This is a genomic window from Rhodococcus oxybenzonivorans (genome assembly GCF_003130705.1).
GTDB lineage: Bacteria > Actinomycetota > Actinomycetes > Mycobacteriales > Mycobacteriaceae > Rhodococcus_F > Rhodococcus_F oxybenzonivorans.
Map to the genome: position 1 here is coordinate 4483764 of NZ_CP021354.1, position 24466 is coordinate 4508229.

Below are 24466 nucleotides of genomic sequence, written 5' to 3' on the forward strand. Positions count from 1 at the left end.
GAGCGGTACGCGACCACCCGACACCATGGCCGACTCGGACACCCTGGGCCGCGGCCTGAAGGTCCGCCATCTCACGATGATGGGTCTCGGCTCGGCCATCGGTGCCGGACTGTTCCTCGGTACCGGTGTCGGAATCGCCACGGCCGGTCCCGCCGTGCTCGTCTCCTACCTTCTCGCCGGCCTGATCGTGGTCTTCGTGATGCGCATGCTCGGCGAGATGGGGGCAGCGATCCCGGCCAGCGGGTCCTTCTCGCACTACGCCCGGATCGGCATCGGCGAGTGGGCCGGGTTCGTGATGGGCTGGCTCTACTGGTTCATGCTGATCATGGTTCTCGGAGCCGAGATCACCGGCGCCTCAGGCATCGTCAGCGGGTGGCTGCCCGGGGTCCCGCAGTGGGTGGTCGCCCTGGTGTTCGTGATCTTCTTCGCGGCCGTCAACCTTGCCAAGGTCAGCAACTTCGGTGAGTTCGAATTCTGGTTCGCCGCTATCAAAGTCACCGTCATCATCGCCTTCCTCGCAATCGGTGTGTTGCTCGTGTTCGGGCTGCTCCCCGATACCGAGCCGGTCGGTACCACCAACCTCCTCGGACACGGCGGCTTCATGCCCGAAGGGTTCGCCGGTGTCGCCGCCGGTCTCCTGGTAGTGGCCTTCGCCTTCGGCGGTATCGAAATCGTCACCATCGCCGCCGCCGAGTCCGAGAACCCCGAACGGTCGATCGCCGTCGCGGTACGCAGCGTCGTCTGGCGTATCAGCGTCTTCTACATCGGCTCGATCTCGATCATGGTGCTCGTCCTCCCGTGGGACTCGTCGGACCTGAAGAGCGGACCCTTCGTGGCCGTGTTGAATCAGGCGCACCTTCCCTACGTGTCCGGATTCATGGAACTGGTCGTGGTGATCGCGTTGCTCTCGGCGTTCAACGCCAATATCTACGGCACCTCCCGGATGGCGTACTCGTTGTCCCGCCGCGGCGACGGTCCGGCGTTCATGGCCCGGATCTCCCACTCGGGGGTGCCGCTCAACGCGGTGTTGCTGTCCGTGTTCTTCGGTTTCGTCAGCGTGCTCCTCAATTGGTGGCTACCCGACGACCTGCTCGGGTTGCTTCTCAATGCCGTCGGTTCGGCGCTCCTGGTGATCTGGATCTTCATCGTCGTCTCCCACCTGAGACTGCGTCCGCGCCTCGAACGTGAGGGCAAGCTGACGGTGCGGATGTGGCTGTTCCCCTGGCTGAGCTACGCCACGCTCGCGCTTCTCGGCGGGTTCGTCGTGCTCATGCTCTTCGACACCGACGCCCGAACCCAGCTGTTCTCGACGTGCGTGCTGTTCCTCGGAATCACCGCGCTCGCCTTCCTGAACGCGCGATACCGCAGGAAGGCCGTTCCCGCTACCGACCCCGGGCAGCGAGCGCGTTGACGAACACGTTGGAAATGTCCGCCGGATCCTTCGCGACGTAACTCGACCCACCCGTCACCCGCGAGATCTCGGCGAGGGTAGCCGCGTCTGCGTCGTCGGTGATACCGATCGTCACGATGATGACGGGACGCGCCGGGTCCTGCTCCCGCTCGAGGATGCTCAGCAGCTGCTCCTTGGTGATGGAGTCCGGGTCTTCGTTGGCACCATCCGTCAGGATGATCACGCTGTTGACGGCGCGTGGGTCGTACGATTCCTGCACGGTCCGAAATGCGGCCAGCGCCGTGTCGTACAGCCCCGTGGCGCCGCCGACGAGGCCGTCCACCTTCTCCGCTTGCTGGGCCATGATCTGCCGTTGCGTGAGGCCGTCGACCACCGTGTCATAGCGCCGGATCGGCACCATCTCCCGGTAGTCCTGCGGTCCCCCGCCGAGCCCCTGCGAGAAGGCCCACAATCCCGCCGACACGCTGTCCGGGAACATGGCGTTCCCGGCGAGCGCGGCGTCCACCGTGAGGTCCATCCGAGATCGGTTTCCTGCCGGCGTCTCCATCGACCCCGACACATCGATGGCGACGAGGGTGCGGATGGGCAGCGCCATCAACGCCCATGCACCGAGCGCCTCCTGCAACACCGTTTCGTCCACCGGGCCCAGCTCGGGGACCTCACCGACCCCGCGCCCGTCAGGCAATTGGCTGCCATCCGGGCCACGAAACCCACTGTCCTGCAGCACGGTTCGAGCGGATTCACTCCCGAGAACTCCCGCGACGGCGCGCGCGACCTGAGTGGCCTTGTAGTGGCGGTCCGGTGCCGGCGACGTGACGACCAGAGGATAATTCATGAACGTGCTGCCCGTCGGAGGCACCGTCGCAGCGAGCGCCTGACCGGTATCGGCGTTGTAGTCCGCTACGGCCTGTTCGGTGGCGACGGCGACGCCGCCGTTGTCGGCTACCCCGCGCAGCATCTCTTCGCCGATGGGTTCGTCTGCGGTGCGCGCACTCTCCTCCTGCGCGAGGGGCACCAGGGCGGCCCGCACGGTGCCTGCGGACACCGGGTCCGATCGGCCTTCCGCGAGGGCTGCATCGATCGGCCCCTGTGCGACGCCTGTGACGAGCGGATTACCGAGCTGCAGTTCTTTCAACTGCAGCGCAGCAAGCCAGGTCTCGGCCGCCGGCGCCTCATCTTCGCGGGACACCAGGACGATGGGCGAAGACGCGACCGACCCCGTCATCACTTCCACCGGACCCGCAGCGGTGAGTGCCGCTTTCCCTACCCACGCCCCGGTGTCGGGGATCCACAAGTCGGGAGCGTCGGCGCCCTTGCCCAACCGTCCGGCTACGTCACCCGAGGTGGCAGCGCTGACGGCGATGGTGGCGCAACCCGTGTCGGTGTCCGTCGCCGCGCTCAGAATGTCGGTGACCGCCGGCGCGATACTCGGGTCCGCCGCAAGGGTGTAATCGACCAGGTGGTCGCAGCCACCGGTCCAGGAACGCACCGCTTGCACGATGACGACGACGGACACGACCAGACCGATGACCACGGCGGCGCAGACGATGTAGAAACCGAGGGAACGGCCACCGCGCTCGTCGTGCGTACTCGAATGACGACCTCCGGCCATCGCCTGCCTTCCTGACTTTTCGGTCACGACGCGACCGACGACCCACCCCCGACCCATTATGATCCGCCACACATCGTAGCGAAGAGGCTGTTCGCCGAACTCGCACTACTGACGCGGATGGGCTTGCTCGAGGCGCCGGGCGATGAGGGCCGCTTGGATGTGCCGAAGCCCGGACGGACGGGTGGGGTCGAACCCAGTGAGCTGAGCTACCCGCTTGAGCCGGTAGTCGACGGTGTTCGCGTGGACGTGCATCTTCTTCGCGGTCCGCTGGCGGTTCAGATCGTAACTGATATGGACCTCGAGCGTCTCGACGAGTTCCGGTGAATCGTCGAGCGGCTCGAGCAGACTCGCGAGATGCGTTCGCCCCGGCCCATGCCGGGTGAGCTGAAACTCGAGGGCGAGGTCGTCCATGCGATACATCCCCGGCGGCCGGGACAGCTGACGGACGAGGTCGAGAAGTTCGTGGACCTCGTCGGCGGCACTGGGGATCCGGTCGATGCGTGCGGCGGCGACGGCCGCCGTCACGTCCATCTCCGAAGCTTGGCCGAGCCTGCGCACGAGGTTCTCCAGTTCCGCCGGTGTCGGTGTGCCCGGGAGGAGGATCGTGCCGCCCTCTTCGCTGAGGAGTGCGAGTGGCGCACCACCGCAGGCGTCCGAGACGGCCGCCTGGATACGTCGGGTCCGCCGCCGGATCCCCACCGCTTCGGGCAGTTGCGGGTTCGCGTCCGCACTATACGGCGGCACCGACAACCCGATCACGACATAGTTCTCCACCAATCCGATCCCGGACTGTCGGGCCAGAGGCACCGGATTACGCCCACTCAGGAGGGCGGTGACCATCGCTTGCGCCGCCGAGTTCCGTTCGCTGGTCAACGCCTCGACCTCCGCCATGTAGCTGGACGTGGCGGCGATCGTCACGCTTTCCACCAGTGCAAGCAAAAGTCGGGATCCCGCGACGACGTCGGCCAGATCCTCCGCGCGAGCTCTGGAGACGATCACGTCCCACCCACGGCGGATTCCTTCGTGGTAGACGTGCAGGACGGATTTCAGTGGAACACCCTCACGCGCCCATTGGGAAGCGATCGTTCGCAGCGGATCCAGGTCCTCCTCTGCGGGTTCGCTTCTGGTGTCGAACATCGAAATCCCCAGCTGCAGGCAATGAACCGTCACCTCGGTGACGTCGCTCTCGGACTGCTTACCCGGAACCGTTCCGGGCGACGTGCTCTCGGTGGCGAATCGGGAGACCAGATGACGGGCCAGCGACTGGAAGTTGCGTAGTGGCTCCGACGCCGGTTTGCCATCCATCATGATGCCCTGGCCGGTCTCCGAATTATTATCAGCCACAGCATTTCTCCCTCTAGCTCTATGGCGCCGGACAGATCTCGCGCCGACATGAGTCGCCGAAGGTTACTGCACGCGAGGAACTCACGCACCCACTTCTCGCAGATGGTCGGCGGCCCCTTGTGAGGCTCGACAAGCGGAGACCGGCGCCGCTGCGAACTCCACCAAGAAAGCCGAAGAAGACTGGCATGAATTCGCGCGCGCAGCCTAGGGTCCGTCAGTCACCCGCCCTGTTGCCGCCTCGAAGGATCCCCATGACTGCTCGCTCCAGCGTGACGATGCCGATCCCGCAGGGGCCCCGGAACACGCAGCTCCCGCAACGCCAGTTACTCCGTGAACTGCAGACGACCGCGGAGGAGAATCTGCGACGCCACCGCAAGGCCCTCGACGACTGGCATCCGCACGACTACCTCCCGCTGAATGGCGGAACCCCGCCACCGAGGATGATGTACCCGGAACGCCGCGAACTCGATGATGTCGCGGAGGCGGCAATGATCATCACCTTGCTCACGGCAGACAACCTGCCTTCAGGCTTGCAGCAGATGACCGACAGCGTCGCGAAGGACAGCGCCTGGGCGACGTGGGTGCGGATGTGGACTGCCGAGAACGACCGGCATTACGTCGTCCTGCGCGACTACCTGGTGAAGCTCCGTGGGGTCGACCCTGTGGCGCTCGAACGCGCCCGGATGGAGAACATGACCGTCGGAATTTCCTGCGCGCTCGAAGGTGCCAGCCTGCTTCATTCCCTTGCGTCCGTCACGTTGCAGGAACTCGCCACCCGGGTGGCGCACCAGAATATCGGCCCGGTGTGCGGCGACCCACTCGCCGGAAGAATCCTCACGCGGATCGGGGACGAAAAGGACCTGCACACAATTTTCTACCGGAACCTGTGTGCGGCGGCACTGGAATTGACCCCGGATCAGGCCGTCCGGGCGGTGGGCGACGTGGTGTTGAACTTCCAGATGCCCGGGGTGACTCGGCCGGGCTTCCGGCACACTGCGACTCGGATGGCGCAGTACGGGATCTACGACATTCGGCAGCACCTCGACCAGGTGCTGCGCCCCACCCTGGAGGAGTGGAAGCTATTCGAACGCAACGACTTCGGCAAGGAAGGCGAGCAGGTTCGCGAATGCATCGGCCGACATCTCGAGGACCTGGAGATGCAGGCCCGGCGGTTCGAACAATCGCGGGACCGCACCTGTTCCCCGACACCGAACTCGCGGGCCGAGGAACCCGGCGGTCAGCGTTCGCGTTGGGCCACCTCGAGTTTCCGGGCCACCAGTGCGGCCTGTATCTGACGCAATCCGGAAGGTCGTGTCGGGTCACACCCGGTCAGCTGCGCTATTCGCTTCAGCCGATAGTCGACCGTGTTGGTGTGTAGGTGCATCTTCTTCGCGGTGCGCTGACGGTTCAGGTCGTGGCCGATGTGTACTTCGAGGGTTTCGACCAGCTCGGGTGAGTTCTGCAACGGATCGAGAAGGCGTGCGAGGTGTGTGCGACCTGGGCCGGGACGGGTGAGCTGATACTCGAGTGCCAGATCATTCATCTCGTACAGTCCTGGAGCCAAGGCCAGCTGATGCGCGAGGTCGAGAAGTTCGTGTACCTGCTCGGCGGCCGTCGGGATGTCCGCCGTACGCACCCGGCTCACCGTCGCGGTCAGCGGCACTTCGGCGGCCGCGCCGATGCGGTCGAGCAGCGACACGATCCACGCCCGCTCGGGCGAGCCGGGAAGCAGGATGGTGCCGCCATCGGGACTCAGGGAACACAGGGCCGCCCCGCCGGAGGCCTCGGAAAGTTCGATCTGCAGACGCCGTAGCTTTTGCCGCGCCACCACGGCCTTGCGCCGGTGAGCGACTGCCTCGGCCGGATGCGGCGGTACCGCAAGGCCCATGACGACGTAGTTCTCGGCCGGCTCCACCCCCGCATGCCGGGCGGCCGACGCTGCCTTCCGGCCGCTGAGGAGGGCGGTGACGAGGTTGACGGCGGCGCCGTCGCGCTCACTGTTGACCGCCTCGAGTTCATTGACGTAGCTGGTTGTGGCCGCGACCGTCACGCACTCGAGAAGCGCGAACATCACCTTCTGGATGACCAGAAGGCCCGGCAGGTCCTCTTCGCGGGCGTTGGCCGCCGCAAGGTCGCCGGCCTTGGTGATTCCCTCATGGAGGATGCGCAGAACCAGCGTCAAGGGGAAGCCCTCGCGGGCCCACCGAGCCGAGGCGTCCCGCACTTCGGCGAGATCTTCTTCGGTGGGCGAAGTTCCCTCATCGAGCATCTGGATGCCGAGGCGCAGGCACACGACCGTGAAATCGGTGACGTCGCTCTGGAGTTGCTCACCGGGCAGAGAACCGCAAGGAGTCACGTTGTCCGCGAAATGCCGTACGAGTTTTCGTGCGACTGCGTGCGTGTCGCGTAAAGGGGCAGACGCCGGCCTACCGTCGACGAGAATCTGCAAACCCGCCCCCGCACTGTGATCTGTCATAGATCTCATCACTCCAATATGTGGATGACACCGAACTTGCGCACCATCGACATCACGTGCACATAACGAGGGTTCGCTTCTATAACTGTTTTATCACGACAACGCTCTGTGCAGGGGGAATACGGCGATGTGCGGACGACAAGTCGGTCGAGAGCAGACCCGGCACCGGCCGGGCAGACCTCAGTTCTCCTCGCCGACCCGGACCACCAGCTTGCCGAAGTTTCTTCCCTCGAGAAGGCCGATGAATGCTGACGGAGCGTTCTCGATGCCCTCGACGAAGTCTTCCCGGTAGGCGAAGCGACCCTCGGCGATCCACGCCGCAACGTCCCGCTGGAAGTCGGCGAACATCTCCGGCACGAACTCGCTCTGAATGAAACCGCGGATGGTGAGACTCTTCACCAGGACACGACTGAAGAAGCCGGGCAACCGATCCGGCCCCTCGGGAGCCGCTGTGTCGTTGTACTGGGCGATCAAACCGCACACGGGAACGCGAGCATAGAGGTTGAGGAGCGGGAGCACCGCGGCGGCGACAGCGCCGCCGACGTTCTCGAAGTAGACGTCGATACCGTCCGGCACCGCGGCGCGGAGTTGTTCGGCGAAATCAGGAGCCCGATGGTCGACCACGGCATCGAAACCCAGCTTCTCCAACACATAGGCACATTTCTCGGGCCCGCCTGCGATGCCGACTGCCCTGGCGCCCTTCACTTTCGCGATCTGGCCGACCGCGGAACCGACCGGTCCGCTCGCCGCCGCGACGACGACGGTCTCGCCTGCCTTCGGTTGCCCGATCTTCAGTAATCCGGAGTAGGCAGTGAATCCGGGCATTCCGAGAACGCCGACCGCGGTCGACAGCGGGGCCGCGGCGGGGTCGAGCTTGCGCAGGTGGCGACCGTCGACCACCGCGTGCGACTGCCACCCCGCGTAGGCGAGGACATAGTCACCGGCCGGAAATTCAGGGTGGCGCGATTCGACCACCTGGCCGACAGTGCCACCCACCATCACCTCGTCGATCTCGACCGGATCGGCATACGATTCGGCGGTGCTCATTCGCCCCCGCATGTACGGGTCGAGCGAGAGGTAGATGACGCGGATCAGCACCTGCCCCTCGGAAAGTTCGGGCAAACTGACCACCTCGAGACGGAAGTTGTCCGTCGTGGGCGCGCCGTCCGGCCGGGACGCCAGGACGATCCGGGTGCTCTGAACAATGCTGTCGACACTCACTGTGCGCCTACCCATCCGTAGTGGTCCGGTTCCGAACGCCACACTACCGACGTCAGAAGAGTTGGTTCTTCTGCACCTTTCCCATGGCGTTGCGGGGCAGGGAGTCGACCACCCTGATTTCGCGGGGTCGCTTGTGCACCGACAGTTCAGCGGCGACGTGGTCGATCAACTCGGTCTCCGAGACGTTCTCCCCCACCACGAAGGCGACCAGTCGCTGGCCGAGGTCGGGGTCGGGAACGCCGACCACCGCCGCTTCCCGCACACTCGGGTGACCGAGCAGCGATGTCTCCACCTCGCCCGCCCCGACCCGGAAACCGCCCGACTTGATGAGGTCCGTGGATTCGCGTCCGACGATGCGATGAAACCCCCCTGGGTCGATGACGGCGACGTCGCCGGTCTTGAACCAACCGTCCTCGGTCCACGATTGGGCAGTCGCCTCCGGACGGCCCAGATATCCGTCGAACAGCATCGGACCCCGCACCTGCAGTCCGCCTATCGATTCACCGTCGCGGGAAACGTCACCGCCCCGTTCGTCCCGCAGTCGGGTTTCGACGCCGCGAAGGGGGACGCCGACCCAGCCGGGGCGACGCTCCCCGTCCGCCCGCGTACTGAGGGTCAGCATCGTCTCGCTCATCCCGTAGCGCTCGATCAGTGCGAGGCCGGTCAGCTCGCGGATCTTGTCGAACACGGGCACCGGAAGAGGCGCACTGCCCGACACCAGCAACCGCGCACTCGACAGCGCACGAGCCGACTCGGGGTCGTCGGCGATGCGGCTCCACACCGTCGGAACGCCGAAATACATCGTTCCGCGGGCGGCGGCGTACGCCTTGGGGACCGGTTTGACGGTGTGCACGAGCGGGCCGCCGAACCGTAGCGGTCCGAGCACCCCGAGAATCAGCCCGTGGATGTGGAAGAGCGGGAGTCCGTGCACCACGGTGTCGGCGCCGGTCCACTCCCATGCCTCGGCGAGCGCGTCGAGTCCGGCGGCAATCGCCTTCCGGCTGAGGAGTACGCCCTTCGGCGGTCCCGTCGTCCCGGAGGTGTAGAGGATGAATGCAGTGGCCGTGTCGGGCGGCTCGGGATAGCTGTGCCAGGAGCGGGCGTGAAGCCGGACCGGGATGACGGGCAACCCCGCAGCGTTCTGCGGAGCCTCGCCGAGCCACGCCTGGGCCCCGGAGTCACGCAGGATGTGCTCGAGCTCCGCGCGACCCGAATCAGGTGGAACCGGCACGGCGGTGACGCCGGCGATGAGACAACCCACCACCGCGAGCACAGTCGTCACACTGGGGGTGGCGAGGACCGCGACCCGGTCTGCGCGCGAGATTCGTTCCGCCACGGAGGTCGCTGCGCCGAGCACATCACTGCGGGACAGTGTGGAATCGCCGATCCGGACGGCGTCAGGAATGTCGTCGCCGCGGGCGACGGCTACAGGATTCAGGGATCGCAGAAGCACAGGGACAGCTTCTCACAGGGGCCGGGCGGCGCCGGCCGGGTCTCCCACGGGCGGACTGACGGTCGCCAGGGCGGCGCCCAGCAATGCTCCGGTGAGCACCGCGAGTCCGTGAGCGTCGCCTACCGCGACGAGCAGAACGCCCGCCAACACCACCCCGGCACTGAGGGCGAGGGCTCGCCACTCCTTCGACTGCATGACCATCAGCCCGGCGATGGAGGCCGCGAGTGTGAGGGTGGCTCCCGAGTTGCCGGCGCCGGAGGAAGGAAAGAGAAAAGCGGTGAACAATCCGAAGATGACCTGACCGGCCACGAACAGCAGGACCGTCCGGGCGCTCCCCCACACCTTCACCGCCAGCGGCGCCACCCACGCGAGAACCGCCAAATTGAGCAGCGTGCCGGCGATCCCGCCGTCCTGAACCGCGACGGAGGTGACGATGCGCCACCACTGGTCGTCCCTGATCCGGTCAGGCTCCCGATCGAACGCATCGAGAATCGCCGGAAACACGAACTGGAGCAGCGACGGAACGGCGACCACCGACCACAGCACGACGGCGGTCCGGGGCGGGTTACCCGGCAGTCGGTAGCCGACGAGAACCTGCCCAAGCAGCACAGACAGCACGAGGACCACCACGAAGAGGACCGCACCGGTCCATCCTTCGACTGAAGTGGTCACCGCGAAACTCTACAACGGCGCAGGCCCGGTCCCGCGTCCGTGGCACACCATCTCAGTCCCTGCTGACCACCGACCGGAGGAAGAATCGCAAGTTCGACGGACGCTCCGCGAGGCGGCGCATGAAGTAGGCATACCACTGAGTTCCGTACGGTACATACACCCGAACCTGCTTGCCCTCACCCGCGAGCCTGCCTTGTTCGAGGTCTCGGATGCCGAACAACATCTGGTGCTCGTAGTCCGTGGATGTACGTCCTGATTTCGTCACAAGTGGCCCGACTGCTGCGATCACTGCCGGATCGTGCGACGCCACCATCGGGTATCCCGATCCGTCGATCAAAACCCCGAGGCACCGCAGATACGACGCGTCGACCGCAGCACGGTCTCTGAACGCCACCGACTCCGGCTCCTGATAGGCACCCTTGCAGAGACGAACCCGGGAGCCGGCACCCGCCAGTTCGCGGCAGTCCTGTTCGGTGCGCCGCAGATACGACTGCAGCACGGCGCCCAGCCAGGGGTAGTCCCGCCGGAGTTCGCGCACGATCGAGAGAGTCGAATCGGTGGTGGTGTGATCCTCGGCGTCCACGGTGACCCAGACGCCGGCGGCCTCCGCGGCCGCGCAGATGGTGCGGGCGTTCTCGGTGGCCACTTCGGTTCCACGGTCCGGAAGCGCCAGCCCGAGCGCCGACAACTTCATCGACACCTCGAGCCGGCGCACGCCCGACCCGCCGGGCGCCGCCTCGGGTAAGGCTCCGAGGGCGGCGACGAGTTGCAGATACTCGTCGACCGTTGCCCGCGCTCCCTCCTCGTCGCGGGTGTCCTCGCCGAGGAAATCGATGGAGACGGAGCGGCCCGAGTCGAGGAGGGCGCGGACCGTGCGCAGAACCGAGTTCCGGTCGTCGCCGGCGATGAATCGATCGACGAGCTTGCGGGTGACCGGTGTGCCCGTTACCGCCCGTTTCACCCGGGACGAACGCGAGGCCGCGAGGATCGCCGGCCGAAGCGGATTCGCCAGAGACGCGGGCGCTTTCATTCCGACCCCATGTGTGGGTAGCGATAGTCGGTGGCGGGCGAGAACGTCTCCTTGATCGTGCGCGCCGACACCCACCGCAGAAGGTTCAGCTTGGAGCCGGCCTTGTCGTTGGTACCCGAGGCGCGGGCGCCGCCGAAGGGTTGCTGTCCGACCACGGCTCCGGTCGGTTTGTCGTTGACGTAGAAGTTCCCCGCGGTGAACCGCAACGCGGAGGTAGCAGCTTCCACCGCACGGCGGTCATCGGCGATCACGGCCCCTGTCAGCGCGTACGGGGCCGCCGAATCGACTGCGCCGAGGATGTCGGCGAAGGCACCGGGCGCCGAATCGTCGTAGACGTGCACGGTGAGGATCGGGCCGAAGTACTCGGTGGTCATCGCCTCGTCCACCGGGTCGTCGGCGAGCAGCACGGTCGGACGGACGAAGTACCCGACGCTGTCGTCGTACTTGCCGCCCACGGCGATCTCGACGCCGGTGGTGGCGCGTGCGCGCTCGATGGCCGCGACGTTCTTCTCGTACGCGCGGCGGTCGATGAGAGCGCCCCCGAAGTTCTCGAGATCGGTGACGTCACCGTAGGTGAGCGCGTCGACTTCCGCGGTGAAGGTGTCGCGCATCCTGTGCCACAAGGACTTCGGTACGTAGGCGCGGGACGCCGCCGAGCACTTCTGCCCCTGATATTCGAACGCTCCCCGGATCAACGCGGTGCGCAATACGTCCTCGTCCGCCGACGTGTGCGCGACCACGAAATCCTTGCCGCCGGTCTCGCCGACCAGCCGCGGATAACCGGCATAGTTGCCGATGTTCTCCCCGATCTGCCGCCACAGGTGCTGAAATGTCCGGGTCGACCCGGTGAAGTGGATCCCGGCGAGACGGGGATCGCTCAACGCCACCTCGGACACGGCCTGCCCACTGCCGGTCACCAGATTGATGACGCCCGGTGGCATTCCGGCGGCCTCGAGTAGCTTGATGGTCCAGTACGCCGCAACGGTCTGCGACGACGACGGCTTCCACACCACCGTGTTACCCATCAGCGCCGGCGCGGTAGGCAGATTCCCGGCGATGGCACTGAAGTTGAACGGGGTGATCGCGTAGACGAAACCCTCGAGCGGCCGGTATTCGAGCCGGTTCCACACACCCGGTGACGAGATCGGCTGATCGGCGAGGATCTGCCGGGCGAAATGAACGTTGAAACGCCAGAAGTCGATCAATTCACACGGTGCGTCGATTTCCGCTTGTTGCACCGACTTGGACTGACCCAGCATCGTGGCCGCCGCCAGCGTCTCCCGCCACGGTCCCGACAGCAGGTCGGCGGCGCGCAGGAGGACTGCTGCTCGGTCGTCGAAAGATAGTGCCCGCCATTCCGGCGCTGCTGCTGTGGCCGCTTCGATGGCCGCTGATGCGTCGTCGTGGGTCGCGTTGCGCAGCGTGCCGAGCACCGCGGAGTGCCTGTGTGGTTGCACGACGTCGACACGGTCGCCGGCGCCGTGCCGGTGCGTTCCGCCGATCACGTGCGGGATGTCGATGGGATTTGTCGCGATGTCGCCGAGTGCGGTCTTGATTCGTGTGCGTTCGGGACTGCCCGGCGCGTACGAATGGACCGGCTCATTGGTGGGCACCGGAACCTGGGTGATGGCGTCCATGCTGCCTGCCTCCTGCCCTCAGATCGTGAGGAACTGTGACCGCGAACGAACTGTGACGGGAACTTCTCGGACGGGACACCCGACCGAGTTGGACCCTGTGCCCAGGTTAGCGCCGGAGAGGGGGAGCCATCCGGTTTTGGCCGCGACTACACGTCGCGGGCGTTCGAGACCATCTGATGCACGTCCTGGTCTTCGGCGCCGAGACCGAAGCTGATGATGCGACGCGGATGGATACGAATCGTCGGGCCACCGAGGCCCTGCGTCTGCGCAGCGTCCGCGTCGATCGCCTCCCCCCGGCCGCGGATCTCGACGCACCGCACCCGCCACGGATCGACGGAAGGAACATCATCTACCACGAAGGCCACCCGCCCGTTGTCGGCGACGTTGCGGAACTTCCGGCTCGCCGCCATGCGGTAGCCCTGGATGTCGATCGTCGACGTCGTGGGGTTGTAGTGGAAGCCGACAGGGCTGACCTGCAAGGTCCCGTCGGGCTGGACCGTCGCGAGGCGTCCGAGGCGCTGGGTGGACAGGTACGCGAGTTCGTCGTCTGTGAAAGGCATGAACTCACGCTAAAACCTGAACCACGCTGGAGGTCAAGTGCTCACCGAAGATCCCGGACCGCCTGCCTCGCTTCGTCCACCCGCTGTTCGGCCCGGTCGAGTTCCCGTTCCGTCCGACGCACGCTCTCCGCCGACGCCTTCTCGGCGTTCCGGGTGAACTGCCGTTCCTGCTCAGCGTGTTCGAGTTCCGCGCGCAACTCCTCGATGCGCCGGTCGATCTCCGCCAACGTCGAGCGCGCCTGTTCGAGTTCGGACCGCGCACTGCCCAGCGCGCCCCGGATCTCCTCCGCCTGCGACGTGGCCTCGGCGAGCTCCGTCTCGGCGGCCGCCCGCTCGGCGTCGCGCTTGCGCGCCTCCGACTTCGTGTCCTTCCGGGATGCCGACTTCGGCTTGGACTCGGTAGCCGATTTCGGCTTGGACTCGGTAGCCGACTTCGCGGACGAACCCCCGTCCGACGCGGTCGGGCTCCCCGATTTCTCGCTCTTCTTCGCCGGCTTCCCCGAGACGACACTCAGTCCGGCCGGACCGAAACCGCTGTAACTCGCAGCAGTCACCATCCGGCCGAGCCGAACCTGATCCGCCGTGTCGGAATCGGCGAGCGCCGCTGTGAGCGTCTGCCCCACCTCGCGTAAAGCGTCTTCACCGACCTGCCGCCCGCGCTCGGCCGCAATGTCCCCCGCCCGGCGAGCCAGGGCGCTCACTGCCTGCTGCCGTTGGGCGGACAGTTTCCGAAGGTCCGGCCCCGACAGATGGCGTTGAGCGTCCCGAAGCGCCTCCCCCAACTGCAAAAGCGCGCCCACCTCCTCCGGCAACTCGCGCGAGAGTAGGTTGACCAGCCACCCCACCGTTGTCGGTTTCCGCAGCTTCCCGATGGCGCTAGCCATCGCACGATCCCCGGCCTCGCGGGCCGCTTCCACCCGGGCAGTGCGGGCCGAGACGAACTCGGCGGGGTCGAGGCCGTACAACTCGTCGGCGACATCGTCCAGGTTCACGGACACAATCCTGTCACCGCGAACCACCGCACCTCAGCGCAACCGCTCGGCCGCCGCCTCAGCGCAACCGCTCGGCCGCCGCCTCAGCGCAACCGCTCGGCCGCCGCCTCAGCGCAACCGCTCGGCCGCCGCCTCGATCCGCTCATCACTGGCCGTCAAGGCAATCCGCACATGCGTGCCGCCGCGGGGACCGTAAAACTCCCCCGGGGCGACGAGAATGCCGCGGTCGGCGAACCACTCGACGGTGTCGCGGCACGACTCACCGCGGGTGGCCCAGATGTAGAGCCCGGCCTCGGAATCGTCGACGGTGAACCCGGCACCCCGTACTGCGGCGAGGAGGATGTCACGGCGACGACGATAGCGCTCGCGCTGCTCGTTCTCGTGCTCGTCGTCGGACAGCGCGGCCGTCATCGCCGACTGGATGGGCAGTGGCACCATCATCCCAGCGTGTTTGCGCACCTCGAGGAGTTCGGCAACCAGCACGGGATCACCGGTGACGAATCCGGCGCGGTAGCTCGCGAGATTCGACGTCTTCGACAGGGAGTGCACGGCGAGCAAACCGGTGAGATCGCCGTCGTTCACCCGCTCGTCGAGGATCGACAGCGCCTCACCCTCCCAGGTAAGTCCCAGGTAGCACTCGTCGGAGACGACGAGGGCGCCGCGTCGCCGCGCCCAGTCGACCACCTTGCGCAGATGTTCGAGGCCCAGCACCTTGCCGGTGGGGTTGGACGGCGAATTGACGAAGATGAGTGACGCCGCCTCCGGCCCCAATCGGTTGAGCCCGTCGGCGCGGATCACGCGGGCACCCGCGAGAAGCGCCCCCACCTCGTATGTGGGATACGCGAGTTCCGGAATGACGACCAGATCGTCGGACCCGAGCCCGAGGAGGCTGGGCAGCCAGGCGATCAGTTCCTTGGTACCGATGGCGGGGAGCACCGAGACCGGATCGATCCCGGCGATCCCGTACCGGCGTTTCAGCGACTCGACGGCAGCGACACGCAACTCCTCGGTACCGTGCGTCGTCGGATATCCGGGGACAGCCGCGACCGCGGCCAGCGCCTCCTGAATGATCGGCGCAACGGGATCGACGGGCGTGCCCACCGACAGGTTGACGATGCCGCCCGGGTGCGCGAGTGCTTTCGCCTTGGCCGACTCGAGCGAGTCCCAGGGAAAGTCGGGCAGTGCCTTGGCTACCGAGATACGCGGCACATCTAGTCCTCGCCCATGGGCGGCAACGCCTTGATGAACGGCGGGTCGTAATCGACCTTGCCCAACTTCGCTGCGCCACCGGGGGATCCGAGATCGTCGAAGAAATCGACGTTGGCGGCGATGTAGCCGTTCCACTGTTCCGGGACGTCGTCTTCGTAGAAGATGGCTTCTACCGGGCAGACAGGTTCACAGGCACCGCAGTCCACACACTCGTCGGGATGGATGTAGAGCATCCGCCCGCCCTCGTAGATGCAGTCGACAGGGCACTCCTCGATACATGCCTTGTCCAACACATCTACGCACGGTTCAGCAATCGTGTAGGGCACTGCCGCTCTCCCTGCCTTTCTGACGCCACCAACGAGCTGCGGAAGACCCGCAGAAGACCCTATTATCCCCTGCCCGGACTCCCACTTTTCGCTGAGGGTTACCTGACCCGGCGCAGTCCCGGGGCGAGCGCCGCGCGGGAGCTGATCCATTGCTCACCCTGCTTCGCCGCCCGCGCCAGCGCTCCCCGTTCACCGAGATACGCGGCCACCACACCGATCACCGGCACGTTGCCGAGCAGAGAGTAGGTGCGACCCGGCCCCGGCCGTTGATCGAGCTCGGTGGTGAGTGCACGCAGCGTGCGGGCCGTGCGCCACAAGGCGCCTATGAGTGCGAACGGACGCCACGACGTCTCCCCTGTGTCGGGGCGGGGCTCGTCACCGTCGGCAGACAGGGCTCTAGCATCGGCCTCACGCCGGCACAGCACCGACGCCAGCAGCTCCACCTGCTCGGCCCGCTCGGTGACACCGTGCTCCCGCGCGACGGCGACGAGTACGAGCGCCTGGTTCGCGAACCCGAGCAGGTCTCGGATGGGCAATCGGTTCAGGAGAACGCCGAACATGCCCGGAAACGCGACCGCGATCGTGTTGAGTGCCCCGATGCGCGTCACCCACCACCGAGCGCGTTCGTCGTCGCTCGCCTTCTCCCACGACGCCGTTCCTGGGAACTGGATCGTGTCCAGCACCCAGCCGATGCCGTCGAGCAGGGCTTCAGCGGCGCTGCGCTCCTCCGGTGTCGGGACGAACGTCCGGCCCTTGATTCCGAACGGGTCCGTCAGTGCCAGATCGAGCACAGGGTTGATGCCGCGCGCGGCCCGATCCAGTATCGCGACGACCTTGTCGTCTCCGAGCCGATCCGTATCGCTCATGCTGCCGGTGACCTTCCTTCGCGTCGGGCGTGGGTGGTGGTGCGTTCGCGTGCCGGGCGGCCGATTCCCTCGGCGATGGCCCGTAGTTCGGCGACGGTCTTCTCGGATCCGTGCTCGGACCCGGCCATCCGGGAGATGGTTTCCTCCATCAGGGTGCCGCCGAGATCGTTGGCACCGCCCTGCAACATCACCTGAGTACCCGTGACACCGAGCTTGACCCAACTGGTCTGAATGTTCGGGATCCGCCCGTGCAACATGATCCGGGCCAGCGCGTGGACGGCGCGGTTGTCCCGGTTGGTCGGGCCCGGACGCGAGGCACCCGCGAGATACAGCGGCGCGCTCTGATGTACGAAGGGCAGCGGCACGAACTCGGTGAATCCGCCTGTCCGGTCCTGAATTCCGCGCAGCACCCGCAGATGCCCCACCCAGTGCTTCGGGTTGTCGACGTGGCCGTACATCATCGTCGAACTCGACCGCAGCCCCACCTCGTGCGCCGTCGTGACCACCTCCACCCAGGTGGCCGTGGGCAACTTCCCCTTGGTCAGCACCCAGCGGACCTCGTCGTCGAGGATCTCCGCGGCCGTGCCCGGAATGGTGTCCAGACCCGCCTCCCGCAATTCGGTGAGCCAGTCCCGGATGCTCTGCCCACCCTTGGCGGCACCGTTGACGATCTCCATCGGCGAGAACGCATGCACATGCATCGACGGCACCCGCGCCTTCACCGCCCGCACCAGATCGGCGTACCCGGTGACCGGCAGCTCCGGATCGATACCCCCCTGCATGCAGACCTCCGTCGCCCCGGCGACGTGCGCTTCCCAGGCCCGGTCCGCGACCTCGGACGTCGACAGGGTGAACGCATCCGCATCACCCTTGCGCTGCGCGAACGCGCAGAACCGGCAGCCGGTGTAGCAGATGTTGGTGAAGTTGATGTTCCGGTTCACCACATACGTCACCTCGTCCCCGACCGCCTCCTTGCGGAGGGCGTCCGCCAGCGCCACCATCGCCTCGAGTCCCGGACCCTCGGCCGTGGCAAGGGCCAGGTACTCGTCGTCGGTGCATCCTGCCGGATCGCGTTCGGCGCTGCGCAACGCCGCCAGCACATCGGTGTCCACCCGCACCGGGCCACTGAGTTCGAGGACCTGCTCGCGGACGGTCTCCCAGTCCCCGAACGCGCTCCCCAAATCGCTGCGGGTGTCGGTGTTGCGGCCCTCGGTGTCGATTCCGGTGTGCAGATCCACCCGCCCGGTCGACTCCCACGACTCGTCCGGCTCCTGCCACGGCAACCCGCCCGGGATCGTGTCCGGCCGCGCCAGCCCCGTATCAGGGTCGGAGAGGGCCTGCACGTGCCCGAGGATCCGCGGATCGATCCACGGCGAGCCGGCGAGCACGAACTGTGGCTGCGCCGCCGTGCGTTCGGTGAGCACGAACCCGGCCTGCGCGGTGATCTCGGCCAGGGTGTCCAGATTCGGCCACGGGCGTTCGGGGTTCACATGGTCCGGAGTCAACGGCGACACCCCACCCCAGTCGTCGACACCGGCACCGAGCAACGCGGCGCATTCGGTGTTCGAAACCAGGTTGGGTGGTGACTGGATCCGCATCCCCGGCCCGAGCAGCAACCGCGATACCGCAATGGACGCCAGAAATTCGTCGAGACCGGCATCGGGGACATCGCGCATCGCCGTATCCGGTTTGGCCAGGAAGTTCTGGATGATCACTTCCTGGATGTGCCCGAACGCCTTGTGCGATTTGCGGATCGCCATGATCGACTCGGCCCGCTCGCGCACGCTCTCGCCGATGCCCACCAGAATTCCCGTCGTGAACGGAACGTTCAACCGCCCCGCGTCGGTGAGCGTGCGCAGCCGCACCGCCGGATCCTTGTCCGGGCTGCCGTAGTGGCATTCGCCCTTGTCGGTGAACAACCGGGTGGCAGTGGTCTCGAGCATCATCCCCATCGACGGCGCCACCGGCTTGAGGCGGGAGATCTCTTCCCAGTTCATCACCCCGGGATTCAGGTGCGGCAGCAGCCCGGTCTCCTCGAGCACCCGGATCGACATCGCCCGCAGGTAGTCGAGCGTCGAATCGTAGCCGCGCTCGTCGAGCCACTGCTTGGCCTCGGGCCACCGATCCTCGGGACGATCACCCAAGGTGAACAGGGCCTCCTTGCACCCGAGTTCGGCGCCCCGGCGGGCGATCTCGAGCACCTCGTCCGGCTCGAGATACGCACCCCGGCCCTCGGCCCGCAGCTTCCCCGGCACGGTCACGAACGTGCAGTAATGGCACTTGTCGCGGCACAACCGCGTCAACGGAATGAACACCTTGCGTGAATACGTGACCGCACCGGGTCTGCCCGCCGCCAGCAACCCGGCATCGCGCACCTTCGCCGCCGACACACACAGATCGACCAGATCATCACCACGCGCCTGCAACAGAACAGTGGCCTCGTCGACATTCAACGTCGCGCCGTCCCGGGCACGCCGCAACACACGCCGCATAGCCGAGGCAGAAGGTGCCGCTTCCTGCACCGATGCGCCAGTCGAGGTCGCCGCTGGAATACCCGGTATGGGAAGCATGGTGGGCCGGCCGGTCTCTTCACCTGAATGGGTCACCCAGCGATCATGCGCCACCCACTCGCGCACGTGCCACCCAGACTCCCCCGAGCGGCCCGTAACGCTATTCGCGCGGATAGTCTTCGTCGTCCGGGACGACTCGGCTCTGCTCCGCGGCATCCGCCTCGTTCACTTCCAAGGACGACACCCCTTCTACCTGGTCAGTGGGCTCGTCGTCGACGGCCAGTTCCTGCTCCAAACGGTCGGCCTCGGGAACCTCCGGAGAGTTGGCCGCATCGAATGACGTCATGTCTGCGCTCCTTTCGCTTCGGGGGTCCTCCCACGATAGGTCTGTTCTCGACAGAATGCCGGTGCACGGCCAAAGTAGGGGCATGAGTGCGCCCGCTACCGTCACCATGGCCGATCCGCTGTGGCGGCCCAGCCCCCGAGCCAGGCAGCTGTGGGCCATCAACGCCGCACTCTTGTGGCTCCCGGTCTTCGCCCTCCAGGCGGTGGGTGCCTTCGTCGGCAGCTGGTGGCCGACCTGGGCTCAGATCAGCGTTGCAGCGGCCACTGCCGTCCTCGCCCTGTTGCATGTCACCGTCGTTCCGTTCTGGCGCTATCGCGTGCATCGCTGGGAGATCAGCGACACCGCCGTCTACACGCGCACCGGGTGGTTCACGCAGGAACGGCGCATCGCCCCGATCTCCCGGGTGCAGACGGTCGACACCGAACGCGGGCCGATCGACCGCATGCTCGGTCTCGCCACGGTCACCGTGACCACAGCGTCGTCGGCCGGTGCGGTCAAGATCACCGCCCTCGACCAGGACACCGCAGATCGCACCGTGGCCCAGCTCACCGAGATCGCCGGGACCAACGTCGGCGACGCCACGTGACTGCGCCGCCGCCCGGAGTCGCGCCTCCCCTCGCTCAGGGGGAGGCCGCGGCCGCTGCCGAGGCAGAACAACCGTGGCTCCGCCTGGATCGGCGGATGCTGCTGGTTCATCCGGTGAGCGAGATCGTGAAGCTGCTGCCCGTGCTGCTGCTGTCGCTGGTCGTCGGCAGTCAGAGTGGGAACCACGTGTGGGGTCTGATCGCGGTGGCGGCGTTCGTGGCACTCGGCCTCTCGCGCTGGTTCACCACGAGCTATCGCATCGGTCCCGTCCACGTGCAATTGAGGCAGGGACTCTTCCGCAAACGACTCCTCTCCATTCCCCGAAACCGCATCCGCTCGGTGGACGTCGAGGCGGGAGTGCTGCATCGCCTGCTCGGATTGTCGATCGTCCGGATCGGCACGGGACAACAGGTCGGTTCCAAGCCGGACGCGGCGAAGTTCGAACTCAATGCCCTCTCGGCCGCCCTCGTACCGGATCTGCGCACCGCACTGCTCTCCCACACACCTGAAACAGTGCCCGGACCCGGCTCGATCGCCGCCGAGCGTCCCGTACACGAGATCGGGCACTGGAGGCCCGCCTGGGTGCGATACGCCCCGTTCTCGGTGACGGGGGTGGTCACCATCGGCGCGATCGTCGGCATCGCATTCCAGTACGGAATCGCCCGCGAGATCGCACGGTCCTCGACGGTGACCGAAGGTATCGAATCGGCCGAGCGGCTCGGTATCGCGCTCGTGGTGGTCTTCGGAATCGTCGTACTCCTGATCGCTGCCAGTGCACTCGCATGCATTCGGTATCTCCTGGCGTACGGCAACCTGACCCTCACCGACAACGGACGAACACTGCACGTCAGCCACGGTCTCCTGAAGACCCGGCAGACGACGCTCGACCGTGCGCGGTTGCGGGGCACGACCTTGAAAGAGCCGTTGCTTCTGCGGTTGGCCGGCGGTGCCCGACTCGACGCCGTCATGACCGGGGTCAGCGCCGAGAAACACGAGTCCTCGCTCCTACTACCCCAGGCGCCGCGCCGTGAAGCCGAACGGGTGATGGCCACGGTGATCGGAGACAGTCGTCAAGCCGCGGTGGCGCTGAGGCCGCACGGAGCTGCGGCACGACGGCGGCGCTACACGAGGGCGCTGATCCCTGCGGGCGTCGCACTGCTCGCCGCAGTCGTCCTTACAGGGGTCGGCCGGCCGGTGATCTGGCCCGTGTGGGCAGGAATCGGGGTGGCCACGGTCGCCGGAGCTGCCCTCGCCTGGGACCGGTACCGCGGGCTCGGCCACGCGGTTCTTCCCGGTTGGCTGATCACCCGCAGCGGCTCCCTCGACCGGGCCCGCGACAGCCTCGAGGCGAACGGCATCATCGGTTGGACCGTCCGCCAGACGTTCTTCCAACGCCGGTCGGGGGTGGCCACCGTCATCGCCGCCACCCCCGCGGGCACCGGAAAGTACCTCGTGATCGACCTCCCTGTCGATCAGGCGTGGACTCTCGTCGAGTCCGTGACTCCCGGCGGAGGTGACGTGTGGGCGCGCCGCTGAACGATCTTGCGCGCCTCGACGCCGAACTCGTCGACTGCCGCGCCTGCCCTCGTCTGGTGGAGTGGCGAGAGAGGGTGGCCCTCGAGAAGCGCGCCGCCTACCGGAACGAAACATACTGGGGCCGACCGGTTCCGGGATTCGGACCACCCGATGCGGCCATGCTGATCGTCGGACTCGCTCCTGCCGCACACGGCGGAAACCGGACGGGGCGGATGTTCACCGGTGATCGCAGCGGCGACTTCCTGTACGCGGCGCTGCATGCCGTCGGTCTGGCAAGTCAGCCGACCGCCACGCACATCGGTGACGGCCTCGAACTGTTCGGCACCAGGGTCACGGCACCCGTGCACTGCGCGCCGCCCGACAACAAACCCACGCCTGTGGAACGGCAGACCTGCCGTCGTTGGCTCGACGCCGAATTGAAGATCCTGCAGCCTCGGCTGCGCTCGGTGATCGTGCTCGGCGGATTCGGCTGGCAGGCACTGCTGCCCGTCCTGGAGGACGCCGGATGGGTCGTCCCGCGACCCCGCCCGAAGTTCGGCCACGGTGCCCACGTCGAACTCACCGGCCGAACCGGCCCTCTGCACCTGTTCGGGTGTTACCACGTCAGCCAGCAGAACACCTTCACCGGCCGGCTCACCCCCGCGATGCTCGAGTCGGTGCTCTCCGACGCGGCACGCGCGGCCGGGTTGATGGGGTGATCCCGCCCGCCCGCGCACCGTACGAACGGGACGTCCGTTCGATCTGACGCACGGGCGTCCCGTTCGTGCGACACCCGGAGGGTGCTACCGCCGGTTCGGCAGTTCCTCGATGATGTATTTGGCCATGCTGCCCAGCCGTGAGCGGGTGGGTTGCATGGTGTCGACACCGAGCACGGTGAGAGGCGACGCCGTCACCGAGCCGACGCAGATCGCGGCCACCGGCCCGTTGAACGCGCGGATGAGAGCGTCGACGCGTCCGACGTCCTTCGCAGTGCTCAGCAGCGAGGACACCGCCGGCGCGCTGGTGAAGGTGACTGCGTCGACGTCCCCACCGGCGATGCCGTCGACCAGCGCCCGCAGGGGTCGTTGGTCGACGGGCCGTATCCACCGGTACACCGACACCGCGGTGGTCCGCGCGCCCGCCTCCGCCAGGGAGACGCTCAAATCGGTGATCGGTTCCCACTCCGTGATCGTGCCGTGTAGTTGGACCGCAACGTGTAGCCCCTGCACTCCCTCTGCGATGAGGTGTTGCGACACTTCCTCGGACGACTCCGTCTCCGGCGACCACTCCTCCCGCAGGCCCGCACCGCGTACGGCGCCCTTGGCTTTGGGACCGCGGGTGATGATGCGTGCCGAGCTCAACGCTCCGACGAGGGCCTCGTCGTTACCCCAGGCCCGTGCGGCGTCCATCCACCCCCGGAAGCCGACGGCCGTACTGATCACGACGAGGTCCGGCGGAGAGGCGATGATGTCGGCCGTTCGTGCTTTCAGATCGGAGTCGTCGACCAACGGCAGCACATGGATGGCAGGTGTGTGCGTCACGGTGGCACCGTGACGTTCGAGCAGCGTGATGAACTCCGCGGCTCGGCGTTCGGCGGTGACGGCGATGGTCAGTCCCGCAAGTTCATCGTTCGACATTGTCCCAGTGTGACGGACGTTCCGGCTTATGCTGACGAGATGATCACTGCCGTGCACACGCTCGTCTATGCCGACGACGCCGAAGCTGCCCGCGACTTCTTCCGCGACGTGCTGGGCTGGGACCATGTGGACGCGGGAGGCGGCTGGCTCATCTTCCGCACCGGCCCCTCCGAGATGGGCGTGCATCCCACGTCGGACGACCGCGGCGGGGAGCCGTGGTCGACGCAGCCTCACCATGAGATTTCGCTCGTCTGCGACGACATCGAAGCGACGGTTGCCGAGTTGAAGGCGAAGGGCGCCGAGTTCACCCGCGACGTTCGCGACGAGGGATACGGCCTCACCACCGCGCTGAGAATACCCGGCGCCGGCGAGATGATGGTGTATCAGCCGCAGCACCCGGTCGCGTACTGAACGGGTACCGAGAGGTCCAGGCGCTCAGGCAGGAACTGGGGACGTGGGCGGCACCGCCGAACCGACCTTCCAGAGATATGCGGCAGGCGGAATCAACGCGCCGAGAAACAGCAGCAGTGTCCACACGGACGCGAGCAGGAGTACGTCGCCGCCCGGACCGCCGAGCATGCAGAGCAGGAAACCCACGATCCACCCGACGAGTGGGAGGACCGCGGCGCCCACCCGGCCGGTCGCGGACCGCGCGGCGATCACCAGTGCCACATTGACCGCTCCGGCGACGAGGATGCTCACCGGGAACGGCGTCGCTCCGAGGTACAGCGGGAGAAAGAGTACGGCGAGGACGGCACACAAAAAGCCGTCGAACACCAGCAGGGCAAGGGTGGCCCTTGCCAGAACGTCCGTATGTTCACGTATTTCTGCGGTGCCGACGGCCATGTGTCAATAGTGGATCAGGGGACCGGCGGGTAACCCAGCAGGGTCAGCAAGTGACTCTGCATGTCGGCAAATCCATACAGCACGCTGTAGTACAGCTCGCGCTGGGCAGGCCATGACGGCTTCAGCGTGTCGACGAACGCCACTATGGCGTTCTGAACATCCCAGTTGTACATCGAAGACCTCTCCTGACGGGCGTCACACGGACTCGGACTGAGCCA

The 24466-nt window shown here is 66.7% G+C and carries 24 protein-coding genes; 6 read left to right on the plus strand and 18 right to left on the minus strand.

What is annotated here, in order from left to right:
• The first annotated feature begins 25 nt into the window (after positions 1–25).
• The gene (locus CBI38_RS21040; RefSeq protein WP_109331883.1) at positions 26–1411 is read left to right on the plus strand and encodes an amino acid permease; all 1386 of its coding nucleotides are present in this window, start codon (positions 26–28) and stop codon (positions 1409–1411) included.
• Here CBI38_RS21040 and CBI38_RS21045 read toward each other — a convergent pair.
• Positions 1383–3023, minus strand: a complete 1641-nt coding sequence (locus CBI38_RS21045) for a substrate-binding and VWA domain-containing protein (RefSeq protein ID WP_109331887.1) — start codon at positions 3021–3023, stop codon at positions 1383–1385. The two genes, CBI38_RS21040 and CBI38_RS21045, sit on opposite strands and share 29 nt — an antisense overlap.
• Positions 3024–3128: 105 nt before the next feature.
• Positions 3129–4367, minus strand: a complete 1239-nt coding sequence (locus tag CBI38_RS21050; protein ID WP_230989901.1) for a PucR family transcriptional regulator — start codon at positions 4365–4367, stop codon at positions 3129–3131.
• Between the two features lie 251 nt (positions 4368–4618).
• Between CBI38_RS21050 and CBI38_RS21055 the strand changes: the two genes are divergently transcribed.
• A complete protein-coding gene (locus CBI38_RS21055) occupies positions 4619–5662 on the plus strand; it encodes an acyl-ACP desaturase (protein ID WP_230989902.1) in 1044 nt (347 codons plus the stop codon).
• Here CBI38_RS21055 and CBI38_RS21060 read toward each other — a convergent pair.
• The 13 genes from CBI38_RS21060 to CBI38_RS21120 all read right to left on the minus strand — a co-directional run bounded on the left by CBI38_RS21060 (position 5605) and on the right by CBI38_RS21120 (position 19665).
• Positions 5605–6843 (minus strand): PucR family transcriptional regulator, encoded by a 1239-nt coding sequence (locus tag CBI38_RS21060; RefSeq protein ID WP_109331890.1) that lies wholly within the window; start codon positions 6841–6843, stop codon positions 5605–5607. The genes CBI38_RS21055 and CBI38_RS21060 overlap by 58 nt on opposite strands.
• Before the next feature lie 180 nt (positions 6844–7023).
• On the minus strand, positions 7024–8064 hold the full coding sequence (locus CBI38_RS21065; RefSeq protein WP_230989903.1) for an NADP-dependent oxidoreductase: 1041 nt from the start codon (positions 8062–8064) through the stop codon (positions 7024–7026).
• 52 nt (positions 8065–8116) lie between these two features.
• Positions 8117–9517, minus strand: a complete 1401-nt coding sequence (locus CBI38_RS21070; protein ID WP_109331892.1) for an acyl-CoA synthetase — start codon at positions 9515–9517, stop codon at positions 8117–8119.
• 12 nt (positions 9518–9529) lie between these two features.
• Positions 9530–10189: a rhomboid family intramembrane serine protease gene (locus tag CBI38_RS21075; protein ID WP_109331895.1), complete on the minus strand. Its 660-nt coding sequence runs from the start codon at positions 10187–10189 to the stop codon at positions 9530–9532.
• A gap of 52 nt (positions 10190–10241) precedes the next feature.
• The gene (locus tag CBI38_RS21080; RefSeq protein WP_109331897.1) at positions 10242–11219 is read right to left on the minus strand and encodes a proline dehydrogenase family protein; all 978 of its coding nucleotides are present in this window, start codon (positions 11217–11219) and stop codon (positions 10242–10244) included.
• Positions 11216–12856: an L-glutamate gamma-semialdehyde dehydrogenase gene (gene pruA / locus CBI38_RS21085; RefSeq protein WP_109331898.1), complete on the minus strand. Its 1641-nt coding sequence runs from the start codon at positions 12854–12856 to the stop codon at positions 11216–11218. The genes CBI38_RS21080 and pruA overlap by 4 nt, the downstream gene beginning before the upstream one ends.
• Positions 12857–13002: 146 nt before the next feature.
• Positions 13003–13416, minus strand: coding sequence for a PPOX class F420-dependent oxidoreductase (locus tag CBI38_RS21090; protein ID WP_109331900.1), 414 nt, complete (start codon positions 13414–13416; stop codon positions 13003–13005).
• A gap of 41 nt (positions 13417–13457) precedes the next feature.
• Positions 13458–14408 carry a hypothetical protein gene (locus CBI38_RS21095; protein WP_109331901.1) on the minus strand — a complete coding sequence of 317 codons (951 nt, stop codon included), beginning with the start codon at positions 14406–14408 and terminating at the stop codon, positions 13458–13460.
• 108 nt (positions 14409–14516) lie between these two features.
• Positions 14517–15617: a succinyldiaminopimelate transaminase gene (gene dapC, locus CBI38_RS21100; RefSeq protein ID WP_109331902.1), complete on the minus strand. Its 1101-nt coding sequence runs from the start codon at positions 15615–15617 to the stop codon at positions 14517–14519.
• A 2-nt stretch (positions 15618–15619) separates the two neighbouring features.
• The gene (gene fdxA, locus CBI38_RS21105) at positions 15620–15943 is read right to left on the minus strand and encodes a ferredoxin (RefSeq protein ID WP_109331903.1); all 324 of its coding nucleotides are present in this window, start codon (positions 15941–15943) and stop codon (positions 15620–15622) included.
• A gap of 98 nt (positions 15944–16041) precedes the next feature.
• The gene (locus tag CBI38_RS21110) at positions 16042–16809 is read right to left on the minus strand and encodes a hypothetical protein (RefSeq protein WP_109331904.1); all 768 of its coding nucleotides are present in this window, start codon (positions 16807–16809) and stop codon (positions 16042–16044) included.
• Complete coding sequence (locus CBI38_RS21115; protein WP_230990254.1) at positions 16806–19379, minus strand: bifunctional FO biosynthesis protein CofGH; 2574 nt, start codon at positions 19377–19379, stop codon at positions 16806–16808. The genes CBI38_RS21110 and CBI38_RS21115 overlap by 4 nt, the downstream gene beginning before the upstream one ends.
• A 100-nt stretch (positions 19380–19479) precedes the next feature.
• Positions 19480–19665: a hypothetical protein gene (locus CBI38_RS21120; protein ID WP_109331905.1), complete on the minus strand. Its 186-nt coding sequence runs from the start codon at positions 19663–19665 to the stop codon at positions 19480–19482.
• A gap of 82 nt (positions 19666–19747) precedes the next feature.
• Here CBI38_RS21120 and CBI38_RS21125 point away from each other — a divergent pair, with 82 nt between their 5' ends.
• The 3 genes from CBI38_RS21125 to CBI38_RS21135 all read left to right on the plus strand — a co-directional run bounded on the left by CBI38_RS21125 (position 19748) and on the right by CBI38_RS21135 (position 22484).
• On the plus strand, positions 19748–20251 hold the full coding sequence (locus CBI38_RS21125) for a PH domain-containing protein (protein ID WP_109331909.1): 504 nt from the start codon (positions 19748–19750) through the stop codon (positions 20249–20251).
• Positions 20252–20346: 95 nt separating this feature from the next.
• Entirely contained in the window at positions 20347–21786 is a 1440-nt protein-coding gene (locus CBI38_RS21130) for a PH domain-containing protein (protein WP_230990255.1), read from the plus strand.
• On the plus strand, positions 21771–22484 hold the full coding sequence (locus CBI38_RS21135; protein ID WP_109331915.1) for a uracil-DNA glycosylase: 714 nt from the start codon (positions 21771–21773) through the stop codon (positions 22482–22484). Before CBI38_RS21130 ends, CBI38_RS21135 begins: the two co-directional genes overlap by 16 nt.
• Before the next feature lie 84 nt (positions 22485–22568).
• Here the strand turns inward: CBI38_RS21135 and CBI38_RS21140 are convergent, their stop codons facing one another.
• Entirely contained in the window at positions 22569–23402 is an 834-nt protein-coding gene (locus tag CBI38_RS21140; protein WP_109331916.1) for a uroporphyrinogen-III synthase, read from the minus strand.
• A 39-nt stretch (positions 23403–23441) separates the two neighbouring features.
• On the opposite strand from CBI38_RS21140, the gene CBI38_RS21145 reads away from it, so the two are divergent.
• Positions 23442–23813: a VOC family protein gene (locus CBI38_RS21145; RefSeq protein WP_109331918.1), complete on the plus strand. Its 372-nt coding sequence runs from the start codon at positions 23442–23444 to the stop codon at positions 23811–23813.
• Between the two features lie 24 nt (positions 23814–23837).
• Here CBI38_RS21145 and CBI38_RS21150 read toward each other — a convergent pair whose 3' ends face one another.
• Positions 23838–24248, minus strand: coding sequence for a hypothetical protein (locus tag CBI38_RS21150; RefSeq protein WP_109331919.1), 411 nt, complete (start codon positions 24246–24248; stop codon positions 23838–23840).
• Between the two features lie 14 nt (positions 24249–24262).
• The gene (locus tag CBI38_RS38465; RefSeq protein WP_204164781.1) at positions 24263–24421 is read right to left on the minus strand and encodes a hypothetical protein; all 159 of its coding nucleotides are present in this window, start codon (positions 24419–24421) and stop codon (positions 24263–24265) included.
• Positions 24422–24466: the final 45 nt, after the last annotated feature.